We start from the raw sequence: 20,340 nt of genomic DNA, 5'->3' as shown, positions 1-20,340 counted from the left end.
GGCAGAGGTCTTCGCTGTTGCGAAGTCGGTGATGACCTTGGAGCATCTCCTTACCGACGCGTACGACGTTCTGGGAGTGCCCCTGTGATCACCGATGATCTCTCCGAGCCGGAACTCGTCCTCTGGGAGGCGTTTCCCGTAGCGCGTCCGGTAGATCTTCCCGGCGTCCCCGTCCGGGCCGCGGTCATCGCGAAGCTGCTGTTCGGCGCCCAGGAACGCCTGCCGGGACAGACGCCCGGCCTGCGGCTGTCCGGAGCCCGGATCGCCGGCCGGCTGGACCTGTCCGACGCCGAGGTGCAGCACCCTCTGATCCTGGCCGGCTGTGAGTTCGAGGAGGCGCCCGTCCTCACCGGAGCCCGCACCGGCCTGGTCGACCTCGCGGCTTCCCGGTTACCCGGACTGCGGGCCGCGGATGCCGTGATCGGTGGGGGCCTGCGCCTGGAGGGGTGCCTGATGGACGGCCCGATCCAGCTCGGTGGAGCGCACGTGTCCGGGACGATGGATCTCAGCGACACGGCGATCCACGCGGATCCGGCCGTCCACGCCGACGGCCTGACCGTCAACCGGGACCTTCTGTGCGCGAACGCCGTCATCGACGGTGAGATGCGCCTCGCGGGCGCCAGGATCGGCGGGACGATGACGCTCGACGGCGCTCGGGTCGGGCGGCCGGGCGGCCGCGGCCTCACCGCCGAGGGGATCGTCGTCGACGGCGGGTTGTCGGGTCGGCACGGCTTCCTCTCGTACGGCGAGCTGAGCGTGCAGGATGCCCGGGTGGGACGCCGATGCGAGTTCAGCGGTGCCCGGCTGTCCAACCCCGGCGGCGTCGCCCTGAACGCGGAGAGGCTCACCGTCGAGGGCAGGCTGCTCTTCGATGAGGGCTTCGCCGCCGAAGGCGAAGTCCTCCTGCGCGGAGCCCAGGTGGCCGGGCAGCTCTTCTTCCGCCATGCGACTCTGGCCAATCCGGGCGGACGCGCGCTGAACGCACCGCTGATGGAGCTCGGCGGCGGACTGCGGGCCACACCCGGCTTCGTGGCGACCGGAGCGGTCTTCCTGGACTCGACGCAGGTCCGCGGATCGCTCAACGTCGACGGCGGGAGGCTCTCCAACCCGGGCGCGACGGCGCTCTCACTGCGGCGGCTGGAGGTCACCGGCAGGCTCAGCTGCAGCGAGGGCTTCAGCGCCGAAGGCGAGATCGTGCTCATCAACGCCAAGGTCGAGGGCACCTTGGAGTTTCACGGCGCCGTCCTCAGCAATCCCGGCGGGCGCGCTCTGTCCCTGTGGGAAGTGACCGCGGGCGGTGGCGTCGACTGCTGCGAGGGCTTCACGGCCACCGGAGCCCTCTCGATCAGGAACTCCCGGATCGCTTCCACGCTGTGCTTCGCCGAGACCACCCTCGACGGCGACCTTCACCTGCGTGGCGTCGAAGCGGCGTCGCTGAAGATCGGCCCGGAGACCCTGCTGCTGCGCACCGTCGACCTTCGCCACACCCGGGTCGGCCTGCTCGACGACGTTCCTGACCGGTGGCCCGCTCAACTCCTGATGAACGGCTTCACCTACGAAAGCCTGGAGACGCCCCTGCCCGTCCGGGAGCGCCTTGACTGGCTGGCCAAGGAGGCCTACCAGCCGCAACCGTACGAGCAGCTGGCCGCCGTCTACCGCCGGCATGGTCACGACGAGGCCGCTCGGGACGTGCTGCTGGCCAAACAGCGCCGCCGCCGGACGGGGCAGCGGCTCGGGGCGCGGCTCTGGGGTTACCTGCAGGACTGGACCGTCGGGTACGGCTACCGCCCGTTCCGCGCCGCGCTCTGGCTCGCCGCCCTTCTCCTCATAGGCACGGTCGCTTTCGCCGTCCACCAGCCACCGGCCGTCAAACCCGGTGAGGCACCCCCCTTCAACCCCTTCCTCTACACCCTGGACCTGCTCCTCCCGATCATCACCTTCGGACAGGAGAGCGCGTTCGGCCCGCGTGACCTGCAACAGTGGCTCGCCGCCGCGCTGATCGCCGCGGGGTGGATCCTCACGACGACCATCCTGGCGGGCCTCACCCGCGGGCTCTCCCGCCAATAGCCATCGCCGGCTCCTGGAGCTCCGGACGATCTGGCATGACATCCGGCCTGACAGGGAGATGATCGTCCATGGCAGACCGGTGCTCCAGGCAGGTGATCGGCCGAGGTAGGGGTGCCTTGTTACATGGACGAGCCGCCGAGAAGGCGGAGATCGACCGGCTGCTCCAAGCCCTCCGGCAAGGCGGCAGCGGCGCGCTGGTCATCGCAGGCGACGTGGGCATCGGCAAGTCGGCCCTCGCGGAGTACGCGGCCGAGCAGGCGCGCGGCATGGAGCTGCTGCGCACCACCGGGGTCGAGTCCGAGGCGGAGTCGCCTTTCGCCGGGCGCACCTGGGCGCGTTCTGCGCCCCCACTCCGACGACCTCGCCCTTTGTCTTCACGACATGCGCAAGTCCGGAGAAGAGGGCGGCGCACTGGTGGCCCGGTGGGAGGGTGCTGTGGACCAGTATGAGATCAGCGTGCAGCGGGTCGAGGCCTGACCCGTCACCTGCCGCCACCTGGCCTCAGAGACTCCCGTCACCGTCGGCTGCGCTCCGGCGCCACCTATGGTGACGGGAGGTGTGGCCACAGCACGCCCCGGCTGGTGCGCGAGATGACGGTTCGGTTCACCCGCTTCAGGGTCGAGGCGCAGCGGGTTTGGGAGGATGCGACTGCTCGCGGGCGAGGAACGCACCGAGGGCGGCGGCGAGGAGGGTAAGGCCGGCGACGACGGCCACGATCGCTGGCCAGGGGGTCTCGAACGGCACCCGTACCGGTGCCTCCCACGTGGTGCGCACCGTTAGGGGCCACAGCAGCAACATCCCGGCGGGACATCCGGCGACCGCGCCAAGGAGCGTGCCGTACAGGGCGCTCAGACCCGCGCGGAAGGCGCAGAACCACCGGAAGGTCGCGGCCGATCCGTTACCGGCCCGCCTCAGGACCCGGGCCTGGCGCGCGTTTGCGGCCCGGCCAAAGCCGGTGGCCAGCGCGCACGCGAAGGCGACGAGGAGCGCCGCCGCGACGACGGGCAGCCACCCGGTCGAAGCCTCGAAGCCCCGCTCGACGTAAGTTTCCGCGACCGCGTCGTCCAGCCGGTCGTCGAGGCGCCGCTGTTCCTGCACTGTGATGCGCCGGAGGGCGGGGTCGACGATCAACTCGTCCGGTTGGAGCTGGTAGCCGAGGTCCCGGACGATCTTCGAGGGGACGAAGATCGTCTGCATGTGCGGGTCGGCGGTCCTGGCAATGACCGCCCGGACGGTCTTGGCCGTCGTCGTCTCGTCGTCCTCGTTGATCTCGTAGGAGAGTTCGACCGAGTCGACCTTCACGTCGGCTGACGTGATCACCACGGCCGTGCTCTCGTCGTATGGCGTCGACTGATCACCCGTGAGGTACCGCAGCAGCTTCTCATCACCGATGGCCTGATCCCAGTAGACGGCCTCCTCCGGTATTTCGACATTCTCCGCCCTCGCGCGGAAGTACCAGGACTCAGCGGAAAGGCGCTCGCTCTGCGCGATCGGCACCCCGGGCAATTCCCGTTCGATCGCCGCTCGTACGGTGCCCGCATCCGCCGCCGAGAAAGGTACTCCGAATAAGGTGCTCGACCGGACCAATAAGGTGCCCGGCCGGGCCCGGGGAGAGTATTCGGCCCTGCTCTGCGTCGTTTCGCCGACCGCGATGACCGTCAGCGCGATGCCGAAAGCACTCGTCATCATCGCCAGCGTGATCGCGAGCACCGCGCGACCACGACGGTGGGCCAGGTCGCGGGCCGCCAGGCGGAAGGGCAGCGGCAGCCGTTCCGCGTACGGACCGGTGATCTCCAGCAGCCACGAAGGCAGCGGCCCGAGACCGGCGACAAGCAGACCCGCGCCTATGAGGGTGATCAGCAGCATCCCGAGGGATTCGATGGCGCCGTAGCGCGAATCCTCACGCCCCAGCCACGCGCCGAGCCCCATCAACCAGACGCCGGCGAACGACACGAACAATCCCACGACGACGAATCGCCGGCTCATGAACTCGTGGCGGTTGGGCGGGGCGGAAAGCACCGCGGCAGGGATGGCCCCGGCCGCGGGAAGACCCGCGAACAGGGCGAAGAACACGGCCAGGAATGCGTACCGCGCAAGATCGAAAGGCATGGCGGAATAGTAGTGAGCCGCAGCGGCGACGCAGCGTGTCCCGGCGTTCGACCGAGCCCATGATGCCGGTAGAGATCGACATCGGTGCTGGGGGCTTGGCCTGATCAGCTGCTGCGTCCAGATGCCGGGCGTGGTCGTGCTCCGCGGTGATCGCCCCTCACGGTGTGGGTCAAGCCGCCGAGGCGGTCTTGAACAGGTACTCGGCATGTGAGTAGGACAGTCGTCCGCGCCTGGTGATGGGCAGATGTCAGCGGTCGGGGGTGCACAAGGGCCAGAGGCGGCGCGCGCCGGTTGGCCGGCAATTCAGGGTGAGCTGCGGACGCCCTCGCAGGCCTGGCCCAAGGCGCCGTCGCGTTGGGCCTCTATGGTCTGCGCGGATTTCTACGGCTCCCGCGCGGACTTTCCTCACCTTCGCGAAGCCCTGGCCAAGCGCCAGGTCATCGTCAGCGCGATGACCGACGACGAGGTACGGCAGGCCGTGACCTTGCCCACCGAGGAGAGCGGCCTGTCGCTCGCGACAGGCCTGGTCGGCATCATCCTGCGCGACCTTTGCGGCGCGACCGGCCAGGGCAAGGGCGCCTACCGGGCCGAGTTGCTGTCGCGGTTGGCGCGCACGCTGCGGGTGATGTGGCTGAACCGCGAGGGCGATACCTCGACCGTCGCCGGTTACCACGCCTCCCGTGGCATCGACGACGCGATCGCCTCCACCACGAGGACGAGTTCGCGAGCCTGCGGACGGAGTTCCCGCGGAAGGGGCGCGGCTGCTGTTCCTCGGCCTCGTCAGGATCGGAGACAACACCGAGGTCAGGCGCCACCTCGACGCCGAACAAGCGCTCAAGGACGGCGGCTCGAGTGCAGGCCTCTGCCGGGCAGGTAGACCGCTGCCGCAGAGCAGGCCGCGGCGACGAAAAGCACTGTCACGAAAACCGGCCAGGTCTCGACCATCGCCAGGTTGTGCCCAAGTCCCACGATGACGGTGAGCTGGACCGCCGCGAGCAGTTCCGGCCGGTCATCGAGCGCCTGGGCGGCCATGAGCAGCAGCACCAGCAGGGCGGGCGTGTAAGCCGGAATCTGCGGGTAGCTCGAGCCGCCGTTCAGCAGGTAGACGCCGCACACGTCCGCGACGACCAGCAGCGTGGCCGCCATGCCCAGGACCAGTGCCGGCCGCGCCCCGCCTGCTCGCCAGTGCAGAACCATCCGCGTCACAAAGAACCCGAGCAAAAGCACGACGGCCGAGAACACCACCCGCCAAGGGATCTCCTCCCCGGGATCGTCCATCATGTCGTGGGGGAACCACTGGTTGATGATGATCATGACCAGTGCGAGCGCTCCGCCGAAGGCTCCTGCGGCTCTCCACCACCAGCGGCCGGGCTGGGCCATGGCCGTCTCCGTGAACGCGACCAGCAGGATCAGCAGGCCGGATACCATGGGGACCAGTTCGGCTGCACTGAAAGCCGCGTAGACGTGGGCAGATACGCCCAGGTGCAGCGCGGCCAGACCGGCGGACGCGCCGAGGCTCACGGTGCGCCATCGGCCCTCCGGCAGCAGACCGACCCCAAATGCCGCGGCGATCAAGAGCCACAACCAGACGATGTAGTCAGCGACGACCCCACTGCTGAACATGGCGGAGAACGGGGGCGTGCGCTCCGGACCGAGCAACAGCAGCAGCCCTGACAACAGCGCCAATCCGCGCGATGCCAGGAGCAGCCACACCCGCCCGCCCGGCGTGTCGGAATCCCTGTCCGGCGACGCGTCCACGTCCGCCGATGCGGCGTTCCTCGCACCAGGTTTCCCGGTCCAGGAGCCGGGAGCCCGCGCAGCCGCGCGAACCTGGTCGGCTTCCACGTCGCCGCCGGGCACCTGCTCGGCCTCCGGCACGGTGGGGAGCGGCGCCGCGCGGCCGACGTCCGCGACTGTCCCACGGCCGGCATCATCCGGCAGGTTCTCAGGCGGGACGGCGGGGTGGCCGAGGGCGCGTGACGCCGCTGCCGAGACGGATCGGCTGTCGTCGTGCGCGAGCTCTTCCAGGGCCAGCCGTGCCGCGAGCGCGAGCCCGGCGTGGCGGCTGTGTCGTAGCCGCTCCAAGTCGCCGATCGTACCCTCCCGGATCTTGGCGATCGGGTGGTCGATGGCCTCCTGCAGCTCGGTCGGCAACGGCGCGGGTCGATCCACGGGACGGCCGCGCCGTGCGATGATCAAGTCGCCCTGTACGTCGAACGTCCACTTCCCGGGCGTCTGCTTGGGGGTGACGGCCCGTACCTTGTCGTAGACGAAGTCGTACAGCTCGTGTATGCCCACATAGCCGTCCTGGTCCTGGTCGGCCTCGCCGGTCTCGAGCCCTTCGACCAGCGCTCTGGTGAACACCGAAGGCGAGGTCGTCTCCTGAGCGTCGGCGAGGTCGGTCCCGTCGAAGGCGTACTCCAGGGCATTGGAGGCCGTGATGACCACCCGCCCGCGCCCGCCGAACTGCTCCTCGACGTGCACGTCCGTTCCCGCTCTCGGCAGCGCGCCCCGCGCGAAGGCGCCGGCGTAGCAGCAGTCGAGCAACAGGACGATGCGCCGGCAGCGGCTGCGGCCCATCCGCCGGTTGACGAACTCCGCCGACACCGCGGTGGCGCCGAGCCTGTTGAGCTTGGTGCTGGGCGTGGCGAAATACAGTTCGCCGTTGTCGTCCTTGACCCCGTGGCCGGAGAAGTGCAGCAACAGCAGGTCGTCGGGGCGACAGTCGGCGAAGAACTCCTCCACGGCTTCGTTGACGACGGTGGTGGATTCGTTGAGCATCGTGCGTACGTCGAACCCGCCGATGGCCTCGTCGCCCAGCACCCTCGCCAAGGCCTCGGCGTCAAGTGCGGGCGCCCGCAGCCGCCGCAGCCCGGGATCTCCGAACTCGTCGCTGGCCACGATCAACGCGAGGCGGCGGCCGGACTGGCCGGGTGCGTCCGGCTGCTTGCGGCGGCGCAACCATACGTCGGTGAGCTCGCGTTGCTCCCTGGACGGGATGCCGGTCAGCTCCAGCACGTCGCCGTCGATCTCCAGCTTGACCGAACGGTGCTGATGGCGGTTGAGCCAGGCGGTCACAGCGTTCACGATCGAGGCCAGCAGTTCCGTGCCGGCCAGCGCGATGACCAGGCCTCCGAGCGTGAACGACAGGACCGCCCTGGTGCCTTCAGCGGCCTCCCCCGCCTCGGCGGCGCTGGCCACCACGTCCAGTTCGAGGAGCTCGCTCCTCAGCCTGGCCGTGGCCTCGTCCAGCTCTTGGGCATCCGCGGCTGCGTCGATCACTCGTAGCCGCAACCGCACCGTCTCACTCACCATGGGCCGCCTCCGGGCAAACGCAGGACACCACGAAGACGGCATGTCGCCAGGTACTGAGCCGTCACATACCGATATCGCCGACGATCACACTGTCGCTACCTGGAAGCTCCGGAGCTTTTCGGAAAATCCGACCGCGGTACCGGCAGTTGTGCCTGCAGGTCGAACACGCCGAACGGGCTACCGGCAAGACGTCACCGATGCCGGTGAGTCCCTGCCGGAGGGGCACCATACCGACAGGGATCCCGCCTGCGCGTATGCTCGCGGAGCGCGGGACCACCCCGCCGCCGCGCCGGCGCTGTGCCGCAACTGCCACGGCCTGGTCCCCTATGGCCATAACCGCGCCGCGCTCAACTCGGTCTTCGCCGCAGCGGCGAAGGAAGCACATCAGCGGATCCAGACGCATGAATCGCGCTCGGGGCATCTCGGGTTGAGCCGAGGGGCCCACGGGAGGGCGGGCTGGCGAGCCGGGTAGGTGATGAGGGGCTTTCCCGTCGCGGGCCCGAACGGCGTTGAGCAGGCTGGAGATTGCGGCGACCGCGACCGCGCAGTCCACGCGCGCATGCCATGACTGTGACCTCCTGGGGTCAGGTGCCGCGGCGGGCGTCGAGGTGGGGGGTGCGGTCGGGCCGTGGTGGCAGGTGGCCTGGAACGCAGGATGAATCAGGCGGCGACCGAGGCCCTGGCGCTGTCCGCGGACGGCCGCGCGCGGCGTGGCGGTGCCGTCCCAACCCGAGAAGACGTTCTGCTTGACCTGTCACGTGCCGGCCGGGCAGTAGCCGGCGGTAGCTGTCCTCCAGGGCGCGACGCCGACGCGGGCGCGCTCGGCGGTGGCCGCCAGCCCGGTGGCCAACAGCGCCGCTGCGAGGAAGGCTCTCATGTCTCGACTGTGCTTTGCACCGCGCGGCGCCGCATGAGCAAGGCATGCTCAAAAGGAGGATGGTCGCCGCTACGCTGTGCGACCGTGAAACCGCTCGGCTACCAGTCGGTCGCCACCACGGGCGACTGCGGTGAGTGGTGTAGATCACTTCAGCCGGCTGGGAAAGGAAGCGGCAGCCGAGCTAGCGATCCGGGGCGGTCGACCCCGGCGCCGGGGGCGCGGGCGAAGTTGAGTAGGGCATACTCAGGCGATCGCGGCGCGAGGGCGCGACGGTGGAGCCATGCTCGCCTTACGCGCCCGCCGTCTCTTCGACGGTCAGGAAATGCGCCACGACCAGGTGGTGATCGTCGAGGACGGCCGCGTCACCGGCATCACCACCGAGGTGCCGGCCACGGTCGACCTGGGTGATGCCACGCTGCTGCCCGGACTCATCGACTGCCACGTCCACCTGGCCTTCGACGCGAGCCGCGACGTCGTGGCGATGCTGGAACCGCCGGGGCTCGCCGACCGGATGCGGCAGGCCGCGCGGCAGCACCTCGCGGCCGGGGTGACGACCGTACGCGACCTGGGGGACCGGGACTACCTGGCGCTCGGGCTCGACCTCGGGCTCGACGGGCCGGAGATCCTCTCCGCCGGGCCGCCGATCACCACTCCCAGGGGGCACTGCTGGTTCCTGGGCGGTGAGGCGGCGGGGGAGCACGGGGTGCGCGAGGCCGTACGGGAACGGGCGGCGCGCGGCGTCCACGTGATCAAGATGATGGTGACGGGCGGCGAGATGACGCCCGGTACGCACTCCCACCTGCTCCAGTACGGCCTCGCCGAGCTGAGGGCGGCGGCCGACGAGGCCCACGCGCACGGCCTGCCGATCACCGGGCACGTTCACTGCGCGGAGGGGATCGCGCATGTCCTGGACGCCGGGTTCGACTCGATCGAGCACTGCTCGTTCTTCACCGAGGACTCCTACGCGGTGGACCACGCGATGATCGCCCGGCTGGCCGCCGCCGACGTCGTGGTGTCCCTCACAGCGGGGGTGGCGCCCGGGCCGGCGCCGCTGCCGCCGCGCATCCAGCAGCGGATGGCGGGCATGAGGGAGGCGCTGCGGGCCGTTCAGGCCGCCGGGGTGGACTTCGTCATCGGGACGGACGCGGGCATCGGGCCGCCCAAGCCCCACGGAGTGCTGCCGTACGGGGCGGAGATGCTGGTCGAGCACGGGTACGCGCCCCTGGACGTACTGCGGGCGATCACATCGGGTGCGGCCCGCGTCTGCCGGGTGGGGGAGCGCAAGGGCAGGATCGCGCCCGGGTTCGACGCCGATCTGCTGGCTGTGGCGGGTGACCCGCTCTCCGACATCACCGCGCTGCGGCGCCCGCTGGCCGTGTACCGGATGGGGCGCCGCGCCGCCTCGCTGTCCGGCTGAACTGCGACGCCTCGACCGCCACCTCCCTGAGCGACCGGCTGGAGAGGCACGGCCTGGTCCGGCGGGCGCCGCCCCCCGGCGATCGCCGCGCGAAGATCCTTCAGCTCACGCCCCGGGGATGCGAGCTACGTGAGCGCGTCGTGCAGTACACCGGACAGCGATCGCCGTTCGCCCGGCTCGATCACGACAGCCGCCACGCCTGCACGCGCTGCTCGGCGAGGCGGCGGGGGGTGTGGCCGGCCACCGCCGACCCGGCGCCGGAGCCGGGCGGAGGCTTCGTCACCGCGCCCGCCCGGCCACGCCTTCAGGGCCGGCCACCGACGCCGCCCCCGCCCGGGTCGTCCACGACCGCACCGCCGCCCTGCCGGGTGTCCGATCTCAGCGCTGTGTGCGGTGACCCTGCGGAAGAGCCGCTCAGTTGAAGCAGTCCTGCTTCTTCAGGGCCATGCCGAACTCCGTGACCTTGCCGTGCAGGACGGTGAAGGAGTAGTAGGCCTTCGTGTTGCCCGGCACCGTGGTCACCCAGAAGCCGTGCGTGTCCTGCTTGAGGTGCGGGTAGACCTTCTTCAGCTGCGACTTGGCCGTCCCGGCCGCCACGCCTTCGGGAGTCTTGGCGGCCTTGGGCGCGAAGAAGGCGGCCACACCCAGCTTCGGCGAGATGTACAGGCCGACGTTGTCCTTGCCGGTCGGATACTTCTTCAGGTCCCAGCCCGAGCAGCCGTCGGTGCCGCCGTCGATCTTCTTGGTGATCCCGGCCGCTTTGGCCTGCTTGAGCGACATGCCGAGCTTCAGCCCGCCGAAACCGTTCGGACCGACAACCGGCTTGGTCTGGGCGAGGGCGGGGGTGGCGGCGAGCGTCAGGGTGGCGGCCACGGTGATCATGAGCTTCATCATGGTTGGTATGACGACCGCGAAGCGCCCAAGGTTCTGAGTAGACCTTACTCATGTGCGTCCCGCGAGGTCACTTCATCCTGGCAGCATGCGCTTACTCACAGTGTTATCCCTGATCGCGCTCAGCCTGGTGGTGGTCAGCACACCCGCCGCTCAGGCCAGTACGGGCGTCACGCTCCGGCTCACGATCAACAAGATCCACCAGATCGAGAGTCCCGACAACGGCACGGGCAACTACTTCCCCGAGATCCGCATCGGGAACGGCGACCTGCAGCGCAGGAGCGCGGTGGAGGACGACGACTTCGATCCCAGCACGTTCGACCCGCCGTGGATCTTCACCCAGGACGTACAGGTCCCGGACGACACCACCAAGGTGCCGATCCTCATCCGCCTCTGGGACGAGGACGGCGGCCTCAACGGTGGCGACGACAAGCTGGACATCAGCCCGCAGAACCAGGACGACGACCTCGAGCTCCAGTACGACATCGGCACCGACACCTGGACCGACCCCGGTGACCTGCTCACGCCGGGTCAGACCTACGTGGAGGGCGACGGCGACCCCAACTTCCCCAATGCGCACGACGGCAAGCGGGCGGGCATCGGCTTCAGGATCGAGCGGACCAGCGGCCCGCTGCCCGACATCGACGGCGACGGCATCCCCGACGTCATCGAGCGCTTCGGCATCCGCAACCCCGACGACTCGATGAGGTTCGACCTGAAGCAGCTGGGCGCCAACCCCTGCCGCAAAACGGTCATCGTGTGGATCGACTGGATGACCGGCGACTCCCAGCACACCCACCGGCCCAAGGACGCCGCGCTCCAGGAGCTCAGGCGCGCCTTCGAGGACGGCCCGGCCCAGGCCACCCAGCCCTGCCCCTACGGCGGCGTCCCACTGGACGACGGGGTGGACTTCATCCCCATCGTCGGCACGGGCATTCCGGAACAGGCCGTGATGACGGAGAAGGACACCGCCTTCGCCAACGCCAGGACGGCCGACCTGCCAGGGCAGCTGGCGCCGTACGCGCACTACACGATCTTCGCCCACGACCTCACCGCCGGCAGCATGGTCTCCGGCCGGTGCTGCGACCCCGGCCGCGGCAATCGCGACTTCATCGTCACGCTCGGCGAGTGGCGCACGTGGTGCGTCGACGGGGGCCCGAACGGCAAGCTGGACTCCACCGTGGTGGGAGACGACTTCCTCAAGGGCAGCCAGATCGGCGTCGGCCCCGACCACGTCTGCAACAGCAAGGTCAAGAAGGGTTCCGACGACATCCAGTTGATGAAGCCAGGCAGCGGTCCGGACGTCGTCTTCTCCGGTACGGCCCGCGACCAGGCCGGCACGCTGATGCACGAGCTGGGACACGCGCTCGGGCTCGCCCACGGCGGCGACACCCGGACCAACTACAAGCCCAACTACCTCAGCATCATGAACTACGCCTACGAGCCGGCCGGAATCCCGACGGGCCTGGACCCGGCGCCCCGCCGCCTGGACTACAGCCGGGGCAGGATGCCCCGGCTCGACCGTGATCACCTCGACGAGAGCAAGGCCATCGGCCCCGGCGACGACTACGCGCGCTGGAAGATCCCCAGCAAGTCGGAGCAGTACGGCCCGGTCGACCCGGCCGTCGACTGGCTGGACTGGAACGTGAACGGGACGGAGGACCCGCCCACGATCGCGGCCGACATCAACTCCGAGGACGACGTGTGCGTCCTGGCGGGTACCAACAACACGATCGACTCCGCCAGGATGGGCGACGACGTCCAGTTCAGCGACGCGATCATCCAGGGGTCCGACAACACGTGCCAGTCGACGCCGCTGGCGGGCAGCGACGACAGGGGCCGCGACCCGATCCTCACCGACTACGACGACTGGGGACACCTGAAGCTCGACGTCTCCAAGCCCGGCGCCGGCGTGGAGTCCGGCCGTGAGATCGACTTCGTGACCGCGGCCAAGATCGAGGCCGGCTTCCAGGACTTCTACACGCCCGACCTGGCCACCACCAAGACCGTCGACAAGGAGTCGGCCGAGCCCGGCGACACCCTCACCTACACGGTCAAGGTGGACAACGTCGGCAAGGGCGGGGCGGAGTCCGTCAAGCTCACCGACACGCTGCCCGACGGCACCGCCGTCGCCCGCGACCTGCCCGACCTGGCCGCCGGGGCGAGCCGCAGCGAGACCTTCACCTATGCGATCCCGTGCGCGACCGACGACGCCGCCACGGTCACCAACTCCGCCACCGTCGTGGGCAAGAACGTGGCAGGAGGCGCGGAGGAGGACACTTCCGACAACACCGGCAAGGCCTCGACCACGGTCAAGGCGCCGAAGCTCACCCTGACGGCGAGCGCGACGCCCACCGCCGGCGCGGCCGAGGCCGTGACGACCACGCTGACGGTGAAGAACACCGGAGGCGCGAGCGCCACCGGAGCCAAGCTCACCTACAAGCTGCCGCCCGAGGTGTACTACAGCACGGCCCTCGACAAGGGCGCGGGCCCCAAGCCTGACGCGGTCGCCGGCGGCACGCTGACCTGGAACCTGGGCACGCTGGCGGCCGGTTCGACCACGACCGTGGCCTTCAGCAGCCGTTCCAGCCTGCTCGTGGTGGGCGGGACCGTCCTGACCGGGCAGTCGCAGGTCTCCTACGGCAACGCCAAGGGCTGCTCCTACACCCCGGCCACGGCGACCTCCACCAGCACCGTGACCGAGACCGCGCCGAGCAGGGACCCGCGCCCGCAGGGCATCTGGCTGGCCTTCCCCTCGATGCGGACATCGGAGCTGCTGGCCAGGGTCCAGGCCACCGACACCCGCTTCGACGGGATCGACGGCTCGACGCCCGACGGCCAGCTGTCCCAGCACGAGGTGGCGGCCGCGTTCACGCTGCCGCTGCTGCCGCCGCGCAACCTCCGCGCCGAGCTGCTGACCACGTACTTCAACCTGGGCAGCAGGCGGATCAACGCGGCGACGGCCGTCCGCACGATCACGATCGAGCGGCTGCACCTGCGCACGGTCGGCGAGGCCGCCAAGCACGCGCAGCAGACCCTCGCCGATCCCGACCTCATCGGCGTCACGGACGCGATGGTGGCCCTCGTCGAGATCAACACGGGGATCGCCGAGCGATACTGACCCTATGGAGTTTCATGAGGTGGTACGGCGGCGCCGCATGGTCCGGAACTACGACCCGGACCGTGCGGTGCCCGCCGCCGTGGTCGACCGGATCCTCGGCAACGCGCTGCACGCACCCTCCGCCGGGTTCAGCCAGGGCTGGGCGTTCCTGGTGCTGGAGGATCCGGCCGACCGCGAGCGGTTCTGGGAGGCGTCCACCGACGACTCCGAGTGGGGGACGGGGCTGCGGCGGGCGCCGCTGCTGATCGTCGCCCTGTCGCACAAGCAGGCCTACCTCGACCGGTACGCCGAGGGCGACAAGGGCTGGGAGGACAGGGACGAGGCCCGCTGGCCGGTGCCGTACTGGGACATCGACACCGGGTTCGCCTCGCTGCTGATGCTGCTGACCGCCGTCGACGAGGGGCTGGGCGCCTGCTTCTTCGGGATCCCGCCGGGCGAGCGGACGAAGGCGTTCAAGGAGGCCTTCGGGGTGCCCGAGGCGTACACGCCGATCGGGGTGATCAGCATGGGATACCGGGCGCAGGACAAGCGCTCGCCCTCGCTGAAGCGCGGCAGGAGGCCGCTGGAGGAGGTCGTGCACCGCGGCTCGTGGAGCGATCGACACTAGGATTCGGGTCGGTACGTCAACGGTTCATGAGTCTGCCCGCCGGGCGGCGAGTTCGTCCTTGGCCGCCGCCTCGATGCTGGTCATGCGAGCCTGAACGTCCTCGAACTGTTCGTTCAGGTACTGGCGCAGCTGCACCAGCGTGGTGCTGACGTCGGGGGCCGGGTGGACCTGCACCGTCGGGCGGCGGCGGCCGACGCCGCGGAAGGCGAACACCGACAGCACGCCCCAGTACAGGACGGCGATGCCAGCGGCGAGCAACCGCCCATTGGCCGGGCTGGCGCTGTAGACCATCGCGACCGTGCCGGCGCCGTACAGGACCCAGGCCAGGCGGGCTCCCCAGGACCGCAGCAGCCAGCAGAGCAGCCACAGGCCAGGACCGGTCAGCGCCCAAGCCGACCAGATCGCTTCGGCTCCGGAGGGCAGGCCGGCGGCGTGGGCGGTGACGTAGTCATGGACCGGCTTGGTGACGACCTCGGTGAGGTGCCAGTCGGCCACCCGTTCCAGCGCCCACGTCAGGCCGGTGGCAAGGCCATGGGCCACGCCGTTGACCAGGCCGCCCAGCACCATGACGGCCAGCCACAACAGCGTGACCGAGACGAGGGCCACGACCGAGACGCACACCACGATGACCGCGTACTTCGCGATCTCCGCCTCGCGGGGGTTGTCGGCGAACCGCTCGCTCGCCCACCTCTGGAGGCTTTGATACCGGTCAGCGATCCCATCGGCCACTTTCGCCAGCATGCGAGGCTCCTTCGCCGGGACGGGGGGTTCCAGGTACCCCTCGATGTTCTCCCGAATGTGCAGGCGCCGCCACTCAGGGTGACCGCTTTGGCCTTTATGGCCGAGGCGTAAGCGGTTCGGCCGGTGCGTCGCCTCGCCGGCCCAGGGTCAGGTGGTGGCCGGGCCGTGGTGCTCGATGGGGGCCTCCAGCAGGGCGTTCGCCGATCGGTGGATCTTCCTGAGTGCGCTGAGGAGATGTTCGCGTTCGGTCTCGGTGAGGTCGGCGGTGACCTTTTCCTCGAGCAGCCGCCGTTCCTTCTCGATGGGTGCCTGCAGGGCGCGTCCGGCGTCGGTGAGCCACAGCCGGACCAGGCGGTTGTCCCGGTCGTCGCGGCGTCGGGTGAGCAGGCCCGCCGCGGCCATCCGGTTGGCCGCCTTGACCACGTTGGGGGTGGTGACGTTCAGCGCGGCGGCGACCTCGCCCGGGGTGCGGCCGTCCTGTTGCCACAGCACCGCGAGGAGGTGATCTTGCCCCAGGTGCAGCCCGTGGCGTCGCACGGCCGCCTCGGCCGCCGCCCGCAGCGCCTTCGACGTCTTGCTGTGCACGTCCAGGAATTCAGGCACGTCGAGGACCTCCGGTGATGTCGCGAGCGCGGCATGGGGCGATTGACAGCAGATCGTGTACCGGTTAACGTTCCCCTCGATCATTAACCGGTACACGATTTAGGGGTTCTCATGATACTGGTCACCGGTGCCACCGGAAACGTCGGCCGCGAGCTCGTCCGCGAGCTGGACGAGGCCGGCGTGCCGTTCCGCGTCCTGGTCCGCGACCCGGCCCGCGCCGCCGCCTTGCCCGAGCGGGTCGAACGGGTCGTGGCGGATCTGAGCGACCCGGCGACGCTGCCGCCCGCCTTCGCCGGAGCGGACCGGCTGTTCCTGCTCACCCCGGGCATCGGCCTCGACCACACCCGGCACGCCGTCGCCGCCGCCCGGTCCGCCGGGGTGCGCCACATCGTGCACCTGTCCTCGTTCAACGTGCTCGGCGACCCCATGCCCGCCATGGGCCGCTGGCACCACGAACGCGAGCAGGCCATCCGGGCGTCCGGCATCCCGGCCACCTTCCTGCGGCCCGGCGGCTTCATGACCAACGCCTTCGACTGGCTGCCCGCCATCCGTGAGGCGGGCTATGTCCTCGATCCGGTCGGCCCCGGCCGGTACGCGCCGATCGACCCCGCCGACATCGCCGCCGTCGCGGCCCTGGCCCTGACCGGTGACGGCCACCGAGGCCGGGAGTACGTCCTCACCGGTGAGGAGCTGTTCACCATCACGGAGCAGGTCAAGATCCTCGCTGCGGCGGCCGGCCGGGAGATCGCGATCCGGGCGGTGGCCACGGCGGAGGAGGCCGTCGCCTCCCGATTCCCCAACGGGGCACCTCCGGCGCTGGCCGAGGCCATCATCGAGGGGTTCCACCTCATGCGCGCCGACACCGCCGGCTTCCGCACCGACACCGTGGAACGCCTGCTTCGGCGCAAGCCCCGCACCTTCGCCGCCTGGTGCGCACGTAACGCCGACGCGTTCAGAACCCCCTGACCCGCGTCTCGCCCCCTGCCGGCTCGGCGGACACGTCCACTTCGGTGGTCGTCATGCCGTCATCGTGGCCCATCTCAAGCCCTTGGCCCAGTTCGGCGGTCGCCGCACGAGATCCGTGCCTGGCGATCATCCTCGGCCACCGCCCCTCGCACCGGCAGCCCCGATCATGGCAAAGCGCCGCTAGGCTGGGGTCACGATCTGGATCAGGTTCCCGCAGGTGTCGTCGAAGACCGCCATGGTCACCGGCCCCGCCGCCAGCGGCTCCTGCGTGAACGTCACCCCCAGCCCGCGCAGCCGCTCGTACTCCGCCTGCACGTCCGGGACCTGGAACGAGGCGGCCGGAATGCCGTCGGCGACCAGCGCCTTCTTGTGCGGCCCGACTGCGGGGTGCCCGTCCGGTTCCAGCAGCAGCTCCGTGCCCTCGGGGTTCTCCGGCGAGACGACCGTCAGCCACTGGGCTCCGCCCAGCGGGATGTCATGCTTCTTGATGAAGCCGAGCACGTCGGTGTAGAAGGCGAGGGCCTTCTGCTGGTCGTCCACGAACACGCTGGTGATGTAGATCTTCATGGTGCCTGTCCTTTCCTGGTGATCGGCCACCGTTCGAAGATGGCGGCCAGGGGAGTGGTGTCGAGGTGGTGGAATTTGTACCGCCCCTGCTTGCGCGTGGTGATCAGCCCGGCCTCCTCCAGCACCGCCAGATGCTGGGACACGGCCTGCCTGGTCAGGCTCAGCTGATGTCGGCTCGTCAGGCGGACACAGATCTCGAACAGGGTCTGGCCGTCGTGTTCGGTCAGTTCGTCGAGGATGGTCCGCCGGGTGGGGTCGGCCAGGGCCTTGAAGACGTCGCCCATGCGGTGATGATAGGCAAGCCGTCACTTGCCTGTCAACGCGGAGATGTCGCGCTCCGTTCAGGACAACGCCCACCATCGCCTTGAGTAGGTCGGGCAGGTCAGCTGCCGCCGCCCCCGCAACCGCCGCCCCCGCAGCCGGACCCGCCACCGCAGCCTGAGGAGCCGCTGCCGCAGCCCGAGGACGAGGACCCGGTGCCGCAGCTCGACCCGCTGGAGGTCGATCCGCCGCAACCACCGGAATAGGTGCCGCTGCTGCCGCCGGACGTCGACCGCGGCCTGCGTCGAGATGCGGTCCGGGGGATGTAGGTGTCCAGCGCCCTGCTCAGGTCCGTGTCGCGCAGTGCCCAGTGACCGTACAGCGCGACGTACACCGGTCCGTTTCCCGAGCCCGCGGGGTGCGCCTTGCGTACCCGGCCCAGCTCCGTCGCGCCGTCGGCCGTGAGCCTGCCCCGCCTGAACTTCCTGTCGCCGGCGAGCACGCCCACCGCGCCGATCCCGGTGGCCAGCAGGACGAGTACGGTGACCAGCGGTAACGGCGTCGGGCCTGCGGCGAGCACGACCGCCCCTGCGACGACCCCGGCGACCGCCAGGACGGAGATCACCCGCAGCCCGCGGGCCAGCCGCGTGAGCCGTGCGAGACGGGCATCGGCCACGATCAGGCCCAGCTCGGCGACACGGTGCTCCAGCTCCCTCATGGCGGGGCCACCGCCCACGGCCCGGCCCACCAGGAACCTTGACGGGCCGTCGTTCGCCGCGACGGCGGCCAGAGTCTCCCGCTCGACAGGCTCGTCCGTGGCGGATCTCTTGGAGACGGTGTAGAAGCGCGGCCCCCGTGACACGCGCAGCTCTCCGCTTTCGGCCAGGAGCGTGATGGCCGTGTCGACCACTTTCCCGGATCCGCCCGCCAGATAGGCGAGTTCGTAATGATCGAGGTCGCGCGCGCGGGATCCGGCCGCGGCCGCCCGGGTGGCGGCGTGCTCACGTTTGATCGCGAAGGCGATGGTGACGGCGATCGCCGCCAGGGCCACCGAGAGAATCAGCAGGACAAGGTCCATTACGGCCTCCCTCCGTGCAGCCGATGAGGCTGGTTATCTGAGAGACGCGTAAGGACCTGGAAGAGGTTTCGTTTTGCTCATTTAGTTTCCCGGCGCGCGCGGGCCCCTTCGCGCCGCGTGCGCCGGGGCCCGCGTGTCCGGGTCGGCTCAGGGGCTCAGCAGCGGGGCGCCACGGCGTCGATCTTGCCGCCGAAGTCGTCCTTGTAAACCCTGCGGTAGTCGCCGTCCCGGACGACGCGTGTCTCCTTGCGGTCGGGGACGTGGATCCAGTTGATGAAACATCCGTCGGCGTGCGCCATGAAGGAGCCCACGTTGTCGTGCAGGGCCGGGGGAACGTCCACGTAGCCGTTCCCCGGGTTCCAGCACCACGACGAGCCGGTGTAGTCCCGCCCGCTGTACAGGCAGATGTCTCCGGCCCGGGCCGAGCCGGAGACGGATGGGGCCGCCGCCGTGGCGGGGGCGGCGCAAGCCAGGATGGCGAGGGCGACGGTGCCGGTAATCGATGCGATGCGCATGCCGCGTGTGCTCGACTTCATTACGGTTTCTCCTCGTGTCGGTGCAGCCTGGAGGGCTCCCAGGCCAGCTCCATCACAGGGTGTAACAGATCCGATACGCAGCGCGTCTCCCTGGCGGATACAAGATCCGGGCCTGCGGTCGGCAAGAAGTGGCGGCCGCGTCATAGCGGGACGTCGAGCTCGGTGCCGTCGCGCTATTCCCGTGAGCTCGTCGCGGGCGCCTACGACATCCACATCCACGTGGCACCCGATGTGATGCGCAGGCGGATAGACGACCTCACCCTGGCGGGGCGCTTCGCGGAGGTGGGGCTGGCCGGGTTCGTGCTCAAGTCGCACTACGTCCCCACGACGGAGCGGGCCGCGGTGGTGCGGGCGGCGGTGCCCGGGTTCGGCGCGGTCGGCGCGATCACCCTGAACGCGTCCGTGGGCGGCATGAACCCCGTCGCCGTCGAGATCGCCGCCCGCGGTGGCGCGCAGGTCGTGTGGCTGCCCACCGTCGACAGCGCCAACCAGCGGGCCTGTACGGCCGGCGACCCCGAGGGGGCTACGCCGCCCATGTGGGCCCGGTTGCAGGCCGAGCTGCGGGAGGCGGGGATGGCGGCCGATCCGGTCGACGTCGTGGGGCCCGGCGGAGCCGTGCTGGAGCGGACCCGGCAGGTGCTGCGGGTGATCGCCGGGCACGACCTGACGCTCGCCACCGGCCACCTCAGCGCGGACGAGATCGACGCGGTGGTGGACGCGGCCCCGCGGAGGAGGGCGTCCGCCGCATCGTGATCACCCATCCGGAGTTCACCTCCCAGCGGGTCGCGATCGACCGGCAGCGGGCGCTCGCGGCCAAGGGTGCCCTGCTCGAACGCTGCTTCACCACGCCGCACTCCGGCAAGGTCACCTGGAAGGCGTGGTACGAGCACATCGACGCCGTGGGGCCGGAGCACTCGGTGCTCTCCAGCGACCTCGGCCAGCCGTTCAACCCGCCCGTGGAGGGCGGTCTCGCCCTGCTGGCCGACCGGCTGCTCGCCGAGGGCTTCACCGAGGAGGACGTCCGGACCATGGCCGTCGGCAACTCCCGTCGGCTGGCGGGTGCGGAATGAGCGGCCCGGTCGGTGAGCGCGGCATGAGCCCGGCCAGTGGGCGCGGGATGAGCCCGGGCGGCGGGCGCGGAACGGGTGGTCCGGTGATCAAGGTGAGCGGGCTGGCCGGCCGGA

General features: G+C 70.2%; 18 protein-coding genes and 2 pseudogenes. 10 read left to right on the top strand and 10 right to left on the bottom strand.

Translation table 11 applies throughout. The annotated features are described in order from the left end of the window. The first annotated feature begins 84 nt into the window (after positions 1–84). Entirely contained in the window at positions 85–2,067 is a 1,983-nt protein-coding gene (locus ACIHFD_RS53940; protein WP_397373537.1) for a hypothetical protein, read from the top strand. A gap of 68 nt (positions 2,068–2,135) precedes the next feature. Continuing rightward, a pseudogene (locus tag ACIHFD_RS53935) lies at positions 2,136–2,372 on the top strand (AAA family ATPase); the annotation flags it as partial. 307 nt (positions 2,373–2,679) lie between these two features. On the opposite strand, the gene ACIHFD_RS53930 reads toward ACIHFD_RS53935, so the two are convergent. Beyond that, positions 2,680–4,176 carry a hypothetical protein gene (locus tag ACIHFD_RS53930; RefSeq protein ID WP_397373536.1) on the bottom strand — a complete coding sequence of 499 codons (1,497 nt, stop codon included), beginning with the start codon at positions 4,174–4,176 and terminating at the stop codon, positions 2,680–2,682. Positions 4,177–4,420: 244 nt separating this feature from the next. Between ACIHFD_RS53930 and ACIHFD_RS53925 the strand changes: the two genes are divergently transcribed. Continuing rightward, on the top strand, positions 4,421–5,053 hold the full coding sequence (locus ACIHFD_RS53925; RefSeq protein WP_397373535.1) for a hypothetical protein: 633 nt from the start codon (positions 4,421–4,423) through the stop codon (positions 5,051–5,053). Here ACIHFD_RS53925 and ACIHFD_RS53920 read toward each other — a convergent pair. Continuing rightward, the gene (locus tag ACIHFD_RS53920; protein ID WP_397373534.1) at positions 5,011–7,491 is read right to left on the bottom strand and encodes a caspase family protein; all 2,481 of its coding nucleotides are present in this window, start codon (positions 7,489–7,491) and stop codon (positions 5,011–5,013) included. The genes ACIHFD_RS53925 and ACIHFD_RS53920 overlap by 43 nt on opposite strands. Positions 7,492–8,245: 754 nt before the next feature. After that, positions 8,246–8,368 (bottom strand): hypothetical protein, encoded by a 123-nt coding sequence (locus tag ACIHFD_RS53915; RefSeq protein ID WP_397373533.1) that lies wholly within the window; start codon positions 8,366–8,368, stop codon positions 8,246–8,248. A 280-nt stretch (positions 8,369–8,648) separates the two neighbouring features. Here ACIHFD_RS53915 and ACIHFD_RS53910 point away from each other — a divergent pair, with 280 nt between their 5' ends. Next, positions 8,649–9,785, top strand: coding sequence for an amidohydrolase family protein (locus ACIHFD_RS53910; protein ID WP_397373532.1), 1,137 nt, complete (start codon positions 8,649–8,651; stop codon positions 9,783–9,785). Next, a pseudogene (locus ACIHFD_RS53905) lies at positions 9,782–9,826 on the top strand (hypothetical protein); the annotation flags it as partial. The gene ACIHFD_RS53910 and the pseudogene ACIHFD_RS53905, both read left to right, overlap by 4 nt. 373 nt (positions 9,827–10,199) lie before the next feature. On the opposite strand, the gene ACIHFD_RS53900 reads toward ACIHFD_RS53905, so the two are convergent. Then, positions 10,200–10,679, bottom strand: coding sequence for a hypothetical protein (locus ACIHFD_RS53900; RefSeq protein WP_397373531.1), 480 nt, complete (start codon positions 10,677–10,679; stop codon positions 10,200–10,202). 85 nt (positions 10,680–10,764) lie between these two features. Here ACIHFD_RS53900 and ACIHFD_RS53895 point away from each other — a divergent pair, with 85 nt between their 5' ends. Both ACIHFD_RS53895 and ACIHFD_RS53890 read left to right on the top strand, forming a co-directional pair. Beyond that, positions 10,765–13,797, top strand: a complete 3,033-nt coding sequence (locus ACIHFD_RS53895) for a CARDB domain-containing protein (RefSeq protein WP_397373530.1) — start codon at positions 10,765–10,767, stop codon at positions 13,795–13,797. Between the two features lie 4 nt (positions 13,798–13,801). Continuing rightward, positions 13,802–14,404, top strand: coding sequence for a nitroreductase family protein (locus ACIHFD_RS53890; protein WP_397373529.1), 603 nt, complete (start codon positions 13,802–13,804; stop codon positions 14,402–14,404). A 24-nt stretch (positions 14,405–14,428) separates the two neighbouring features. Here ACIHFD_RS53890 and ACIHFD_RS53885 read toward each other — a convergent pair whose 3' ends face one another. Beyond that, entirely contained in the window at positions 14,429–15,145 is a 717-nt protein-coding gene (locus tag ACIHFD_RS53885) for a hypothetical protein (protein WP_397373528.1), read from the bottom strand. Positions 15,146–15,292: 147 nt separating this feature from the next. Next, the gene (locus ACIHFD_RS53880; protein ID WP_397373527.1) at positions 15,293–15,748 is read right to left on the bottom strand and encodes a MarR family winged helix-turn-helix transcriptional regulator; all 456 of its coding nucleotides are present in this window, start codon (positions 15,746–15,748) and stop codon (positions 15,293–15,295) included. Positions 15,749–15,859: 111 nt separating this feature from the next. Here ACIHFD_RS53880 and ACIHFD_RS53875 point away from each other — a divergent pair, with 111 nt between their 5' ends. Continuing rightward, complete coding sequence (locus tag ACIHFD_RS53875; RefSeq protein ID WP_397373526.1) at positions 15,860–16,714, top strand: SDR family oxidoreductase; 855 nt, start codon at positions 15,860–15,862, stop codon at positions 16,712–16,714. Between the two features lie 180 nt (positions 16,715–16,894). Here ACIHFD_RS53875 and ACIHFD_RS53870 read toward each other — a convergent pair whose 3' ends face one another. The 4 genes from ACIHFD_RS53870 to ACIHFD_RS53855 all read right to left on the bottom strand — a co-directional run bounded on the left by ACIHFD_RS53870 (position 16,895) and on the right by ACIHFD_RS53855 (position 19,156). Beyond that, complete coding sequence (locus ACIHFD_RS53870; protein ID WP_397373525.1) at positions 16,895–17,281, bottom strand: VOC family protein; 387 nt, start codon at positions 17,279–17,281, stop codon at positions 16,895–16,897. Continuing rightward, on the bottom strand, positions 17,278–17,565 hold the full coding sequence (locus ACIHFD_RS53865; protein ID WP_397373524.1) for an ArsR/SmtB family transcription factor: 288 nt from the start codon (positions 17,563–17,565) through the stop codon (positions 17,278–17,280). The genes ACIHFD_RS53870 and ACIHFD_RS53865 overlap by 4 nt, the downstream gene beginning before the upstream one ends. Positions 17,566–17,663: 98 nt before the next feature. Then, positions 17,664–18,620 (bottom strand): TIGR04222 domain-containing membrane protein, encoded by a 957-nt coding sequence (locus ACIHFD_RS53860; RefSeq protein ID WP_397373523.1) that lies wholly within the window; start codon positions 18,618–18,620, stop codon positions 17,664–17,666. Between the two features lie 155 nt (positions 18,621–18,775). Next, positions 18,776–19,156, bottom strand: coding sequence for a peptidase inhibitor family I36 protein (locus ACIHFD_RS53855; RefSeq protein ID WP_397373522.1), 381 nt, complete (start codon positions 19,154–19,156; stop codon positions 18,776–18,778). 162 nt (positions 19,157–19,318) lie between these two features. Between ACIHFD_RS53855 and ACIHFD_RS53850 the strand changes: the two genes are divergently transcribed. Next, positions 19,319–19,909 carry a DUF6282 family protein gene (locus tag ACIHFD_RS53850; protein WP_397373521.1) on the top strand — a complete coding sequence of 197 codons (591 nt, stop codon included), beginning with the start codon at positions 19,319–19,321 and terminating at the stop codon, positions 19,907–19,909. Beyond that, positions 19,906–20,226 (top strand): hypothetical protein, encoded by a 321-nt coding sequence (locus tag ACIHFD_RS53845; RefSeq protein WP_397373520.1) that lies wholly within the window; start codon positions 19,906–19,908, stop codon positions 20,224–20,226. The genes ACIHFD_RS53850 and ACIHFD_RS53845 overlap by 4 nt, the downstream gene beginning before the upstream one ends. The last annotated feature ends 114 nt before the right edge of the window (positions 20,227–20,340 follow it).

The sequence above is a fragment of the Nonomuraea sp. NPDC051941 genome, assembly GCF_044593615.1.
Note: the sequence above shows the minus strand (reverse complement) of the source record. Positions and strands in the feature narration are given on the sequence as shown.

Excerpts from the sequence above, each read along its gene's own strand:
- ACIHFD_RS53920 (WP_397373534.1), bottom strand. The coding sequence starts at position 7,491 with ATGGTGAGTGAGACGGTGCGGTTGCGGCTACGAGTGATCGACGCAGCC.
- ACIHFD_RS53890 (WP_397373529.1), top strand. The coding sequence starts at position 13,802 with ATGGAGTTTCATGAGGTGGTACGGCGGCGCCGCATGGTCCGGAACTAC.
- ACIHFD_RS53895 (WP_397373530.1), top strand. The coding sequence starts at position 10,765 with ATGCGCTTACTCACAGTGTTATCCCTGATCGCGCTCAGCCTGGTGGTG.
- ACIHFD_RS53915 (WP_397373533.1), bottom strand. The coding sequence starts at position 8,368 with ATGAGAGCCTTCCTCGCAGCGGCGCTGTTGGCCACCGGGCTGGCGGCC.
- ACIHFD_RS53930 (WP_397373536.1), bottom strand. The coding sequence starts at position 4,176 with ATGCCTTTCGATCTTGCGCGGTACGCATTCCTGGCCGTGTTCTTCGCC.
- ACIHFD_RS53900 (WP_397373531.1), bottom strand. The coding sequence starts at position 10,679 with ATGATGAAGCTCATGATCACCGTGGCCGCCACCCTGACGCTCGCCGCC.
- ACIHFD_RS53925 (WP_397373535.1), top strand. The coding sequence starts at position 4,421 with ATGTCAGCGGTCGGGGGTGCACAAGGGCCAGAGGCGGCGCGCGCCGGT.
- ACIHFD_RS53875 (WP_397373526.1), top strand. The coding sequence starts at position 15,860 with ATGATACTGGTCACCGGTGCCACCGGAAACGTCGGCCGCGAGCTCGTC.
- ACIHFD_RS53860 (WP_397373523.1), bottom strand. The coding sequence starts at position 18,620 with ATGGACCTTGTCCTGCTGATTCTCTCGGTGGCCCTGGCGGCGATCGCC.
- ACIHFD_RS53855 (WP_397373522.1), bottom strand. The coding sequence starts at position 19,156 with ATGAAGTCGAGCACACGCGGCATGCGCATCGCATCGATTACCGGCACC.
- ACIHFD_RS53885 (WP_397373528.1), bottom strand. The coding sequence starts at position 15,145 with ATGCTGGCGAAAGTGGCCGATGGGATCGCTGACCGGTATCAAAGCCTC.
- ACIHFD_RS53870 (WP_397373525.1), bottom strand. The coding sequence starts at position 17,281 with ATGAAGATCTACATCACCAGCGTGTTCGTGGACGACCAGCAGAAGGCC.
- ACIHFD_RS53865 (WP_397373524.1), bottom strand. The coding sequence starts at position 17,565 with ATGGGCGACGTCTTCAAGGCCCTGGCCGACCCCACCCGGCGGACCATC.
- ACIHFD_RS53910 (WP_397373532.1), top strand. The coding sequence starts at position 8,649 with ATGCTCGCCTTACGCGCCCGCCGTCTCTTCGACGGTCAGGAAATGCGC.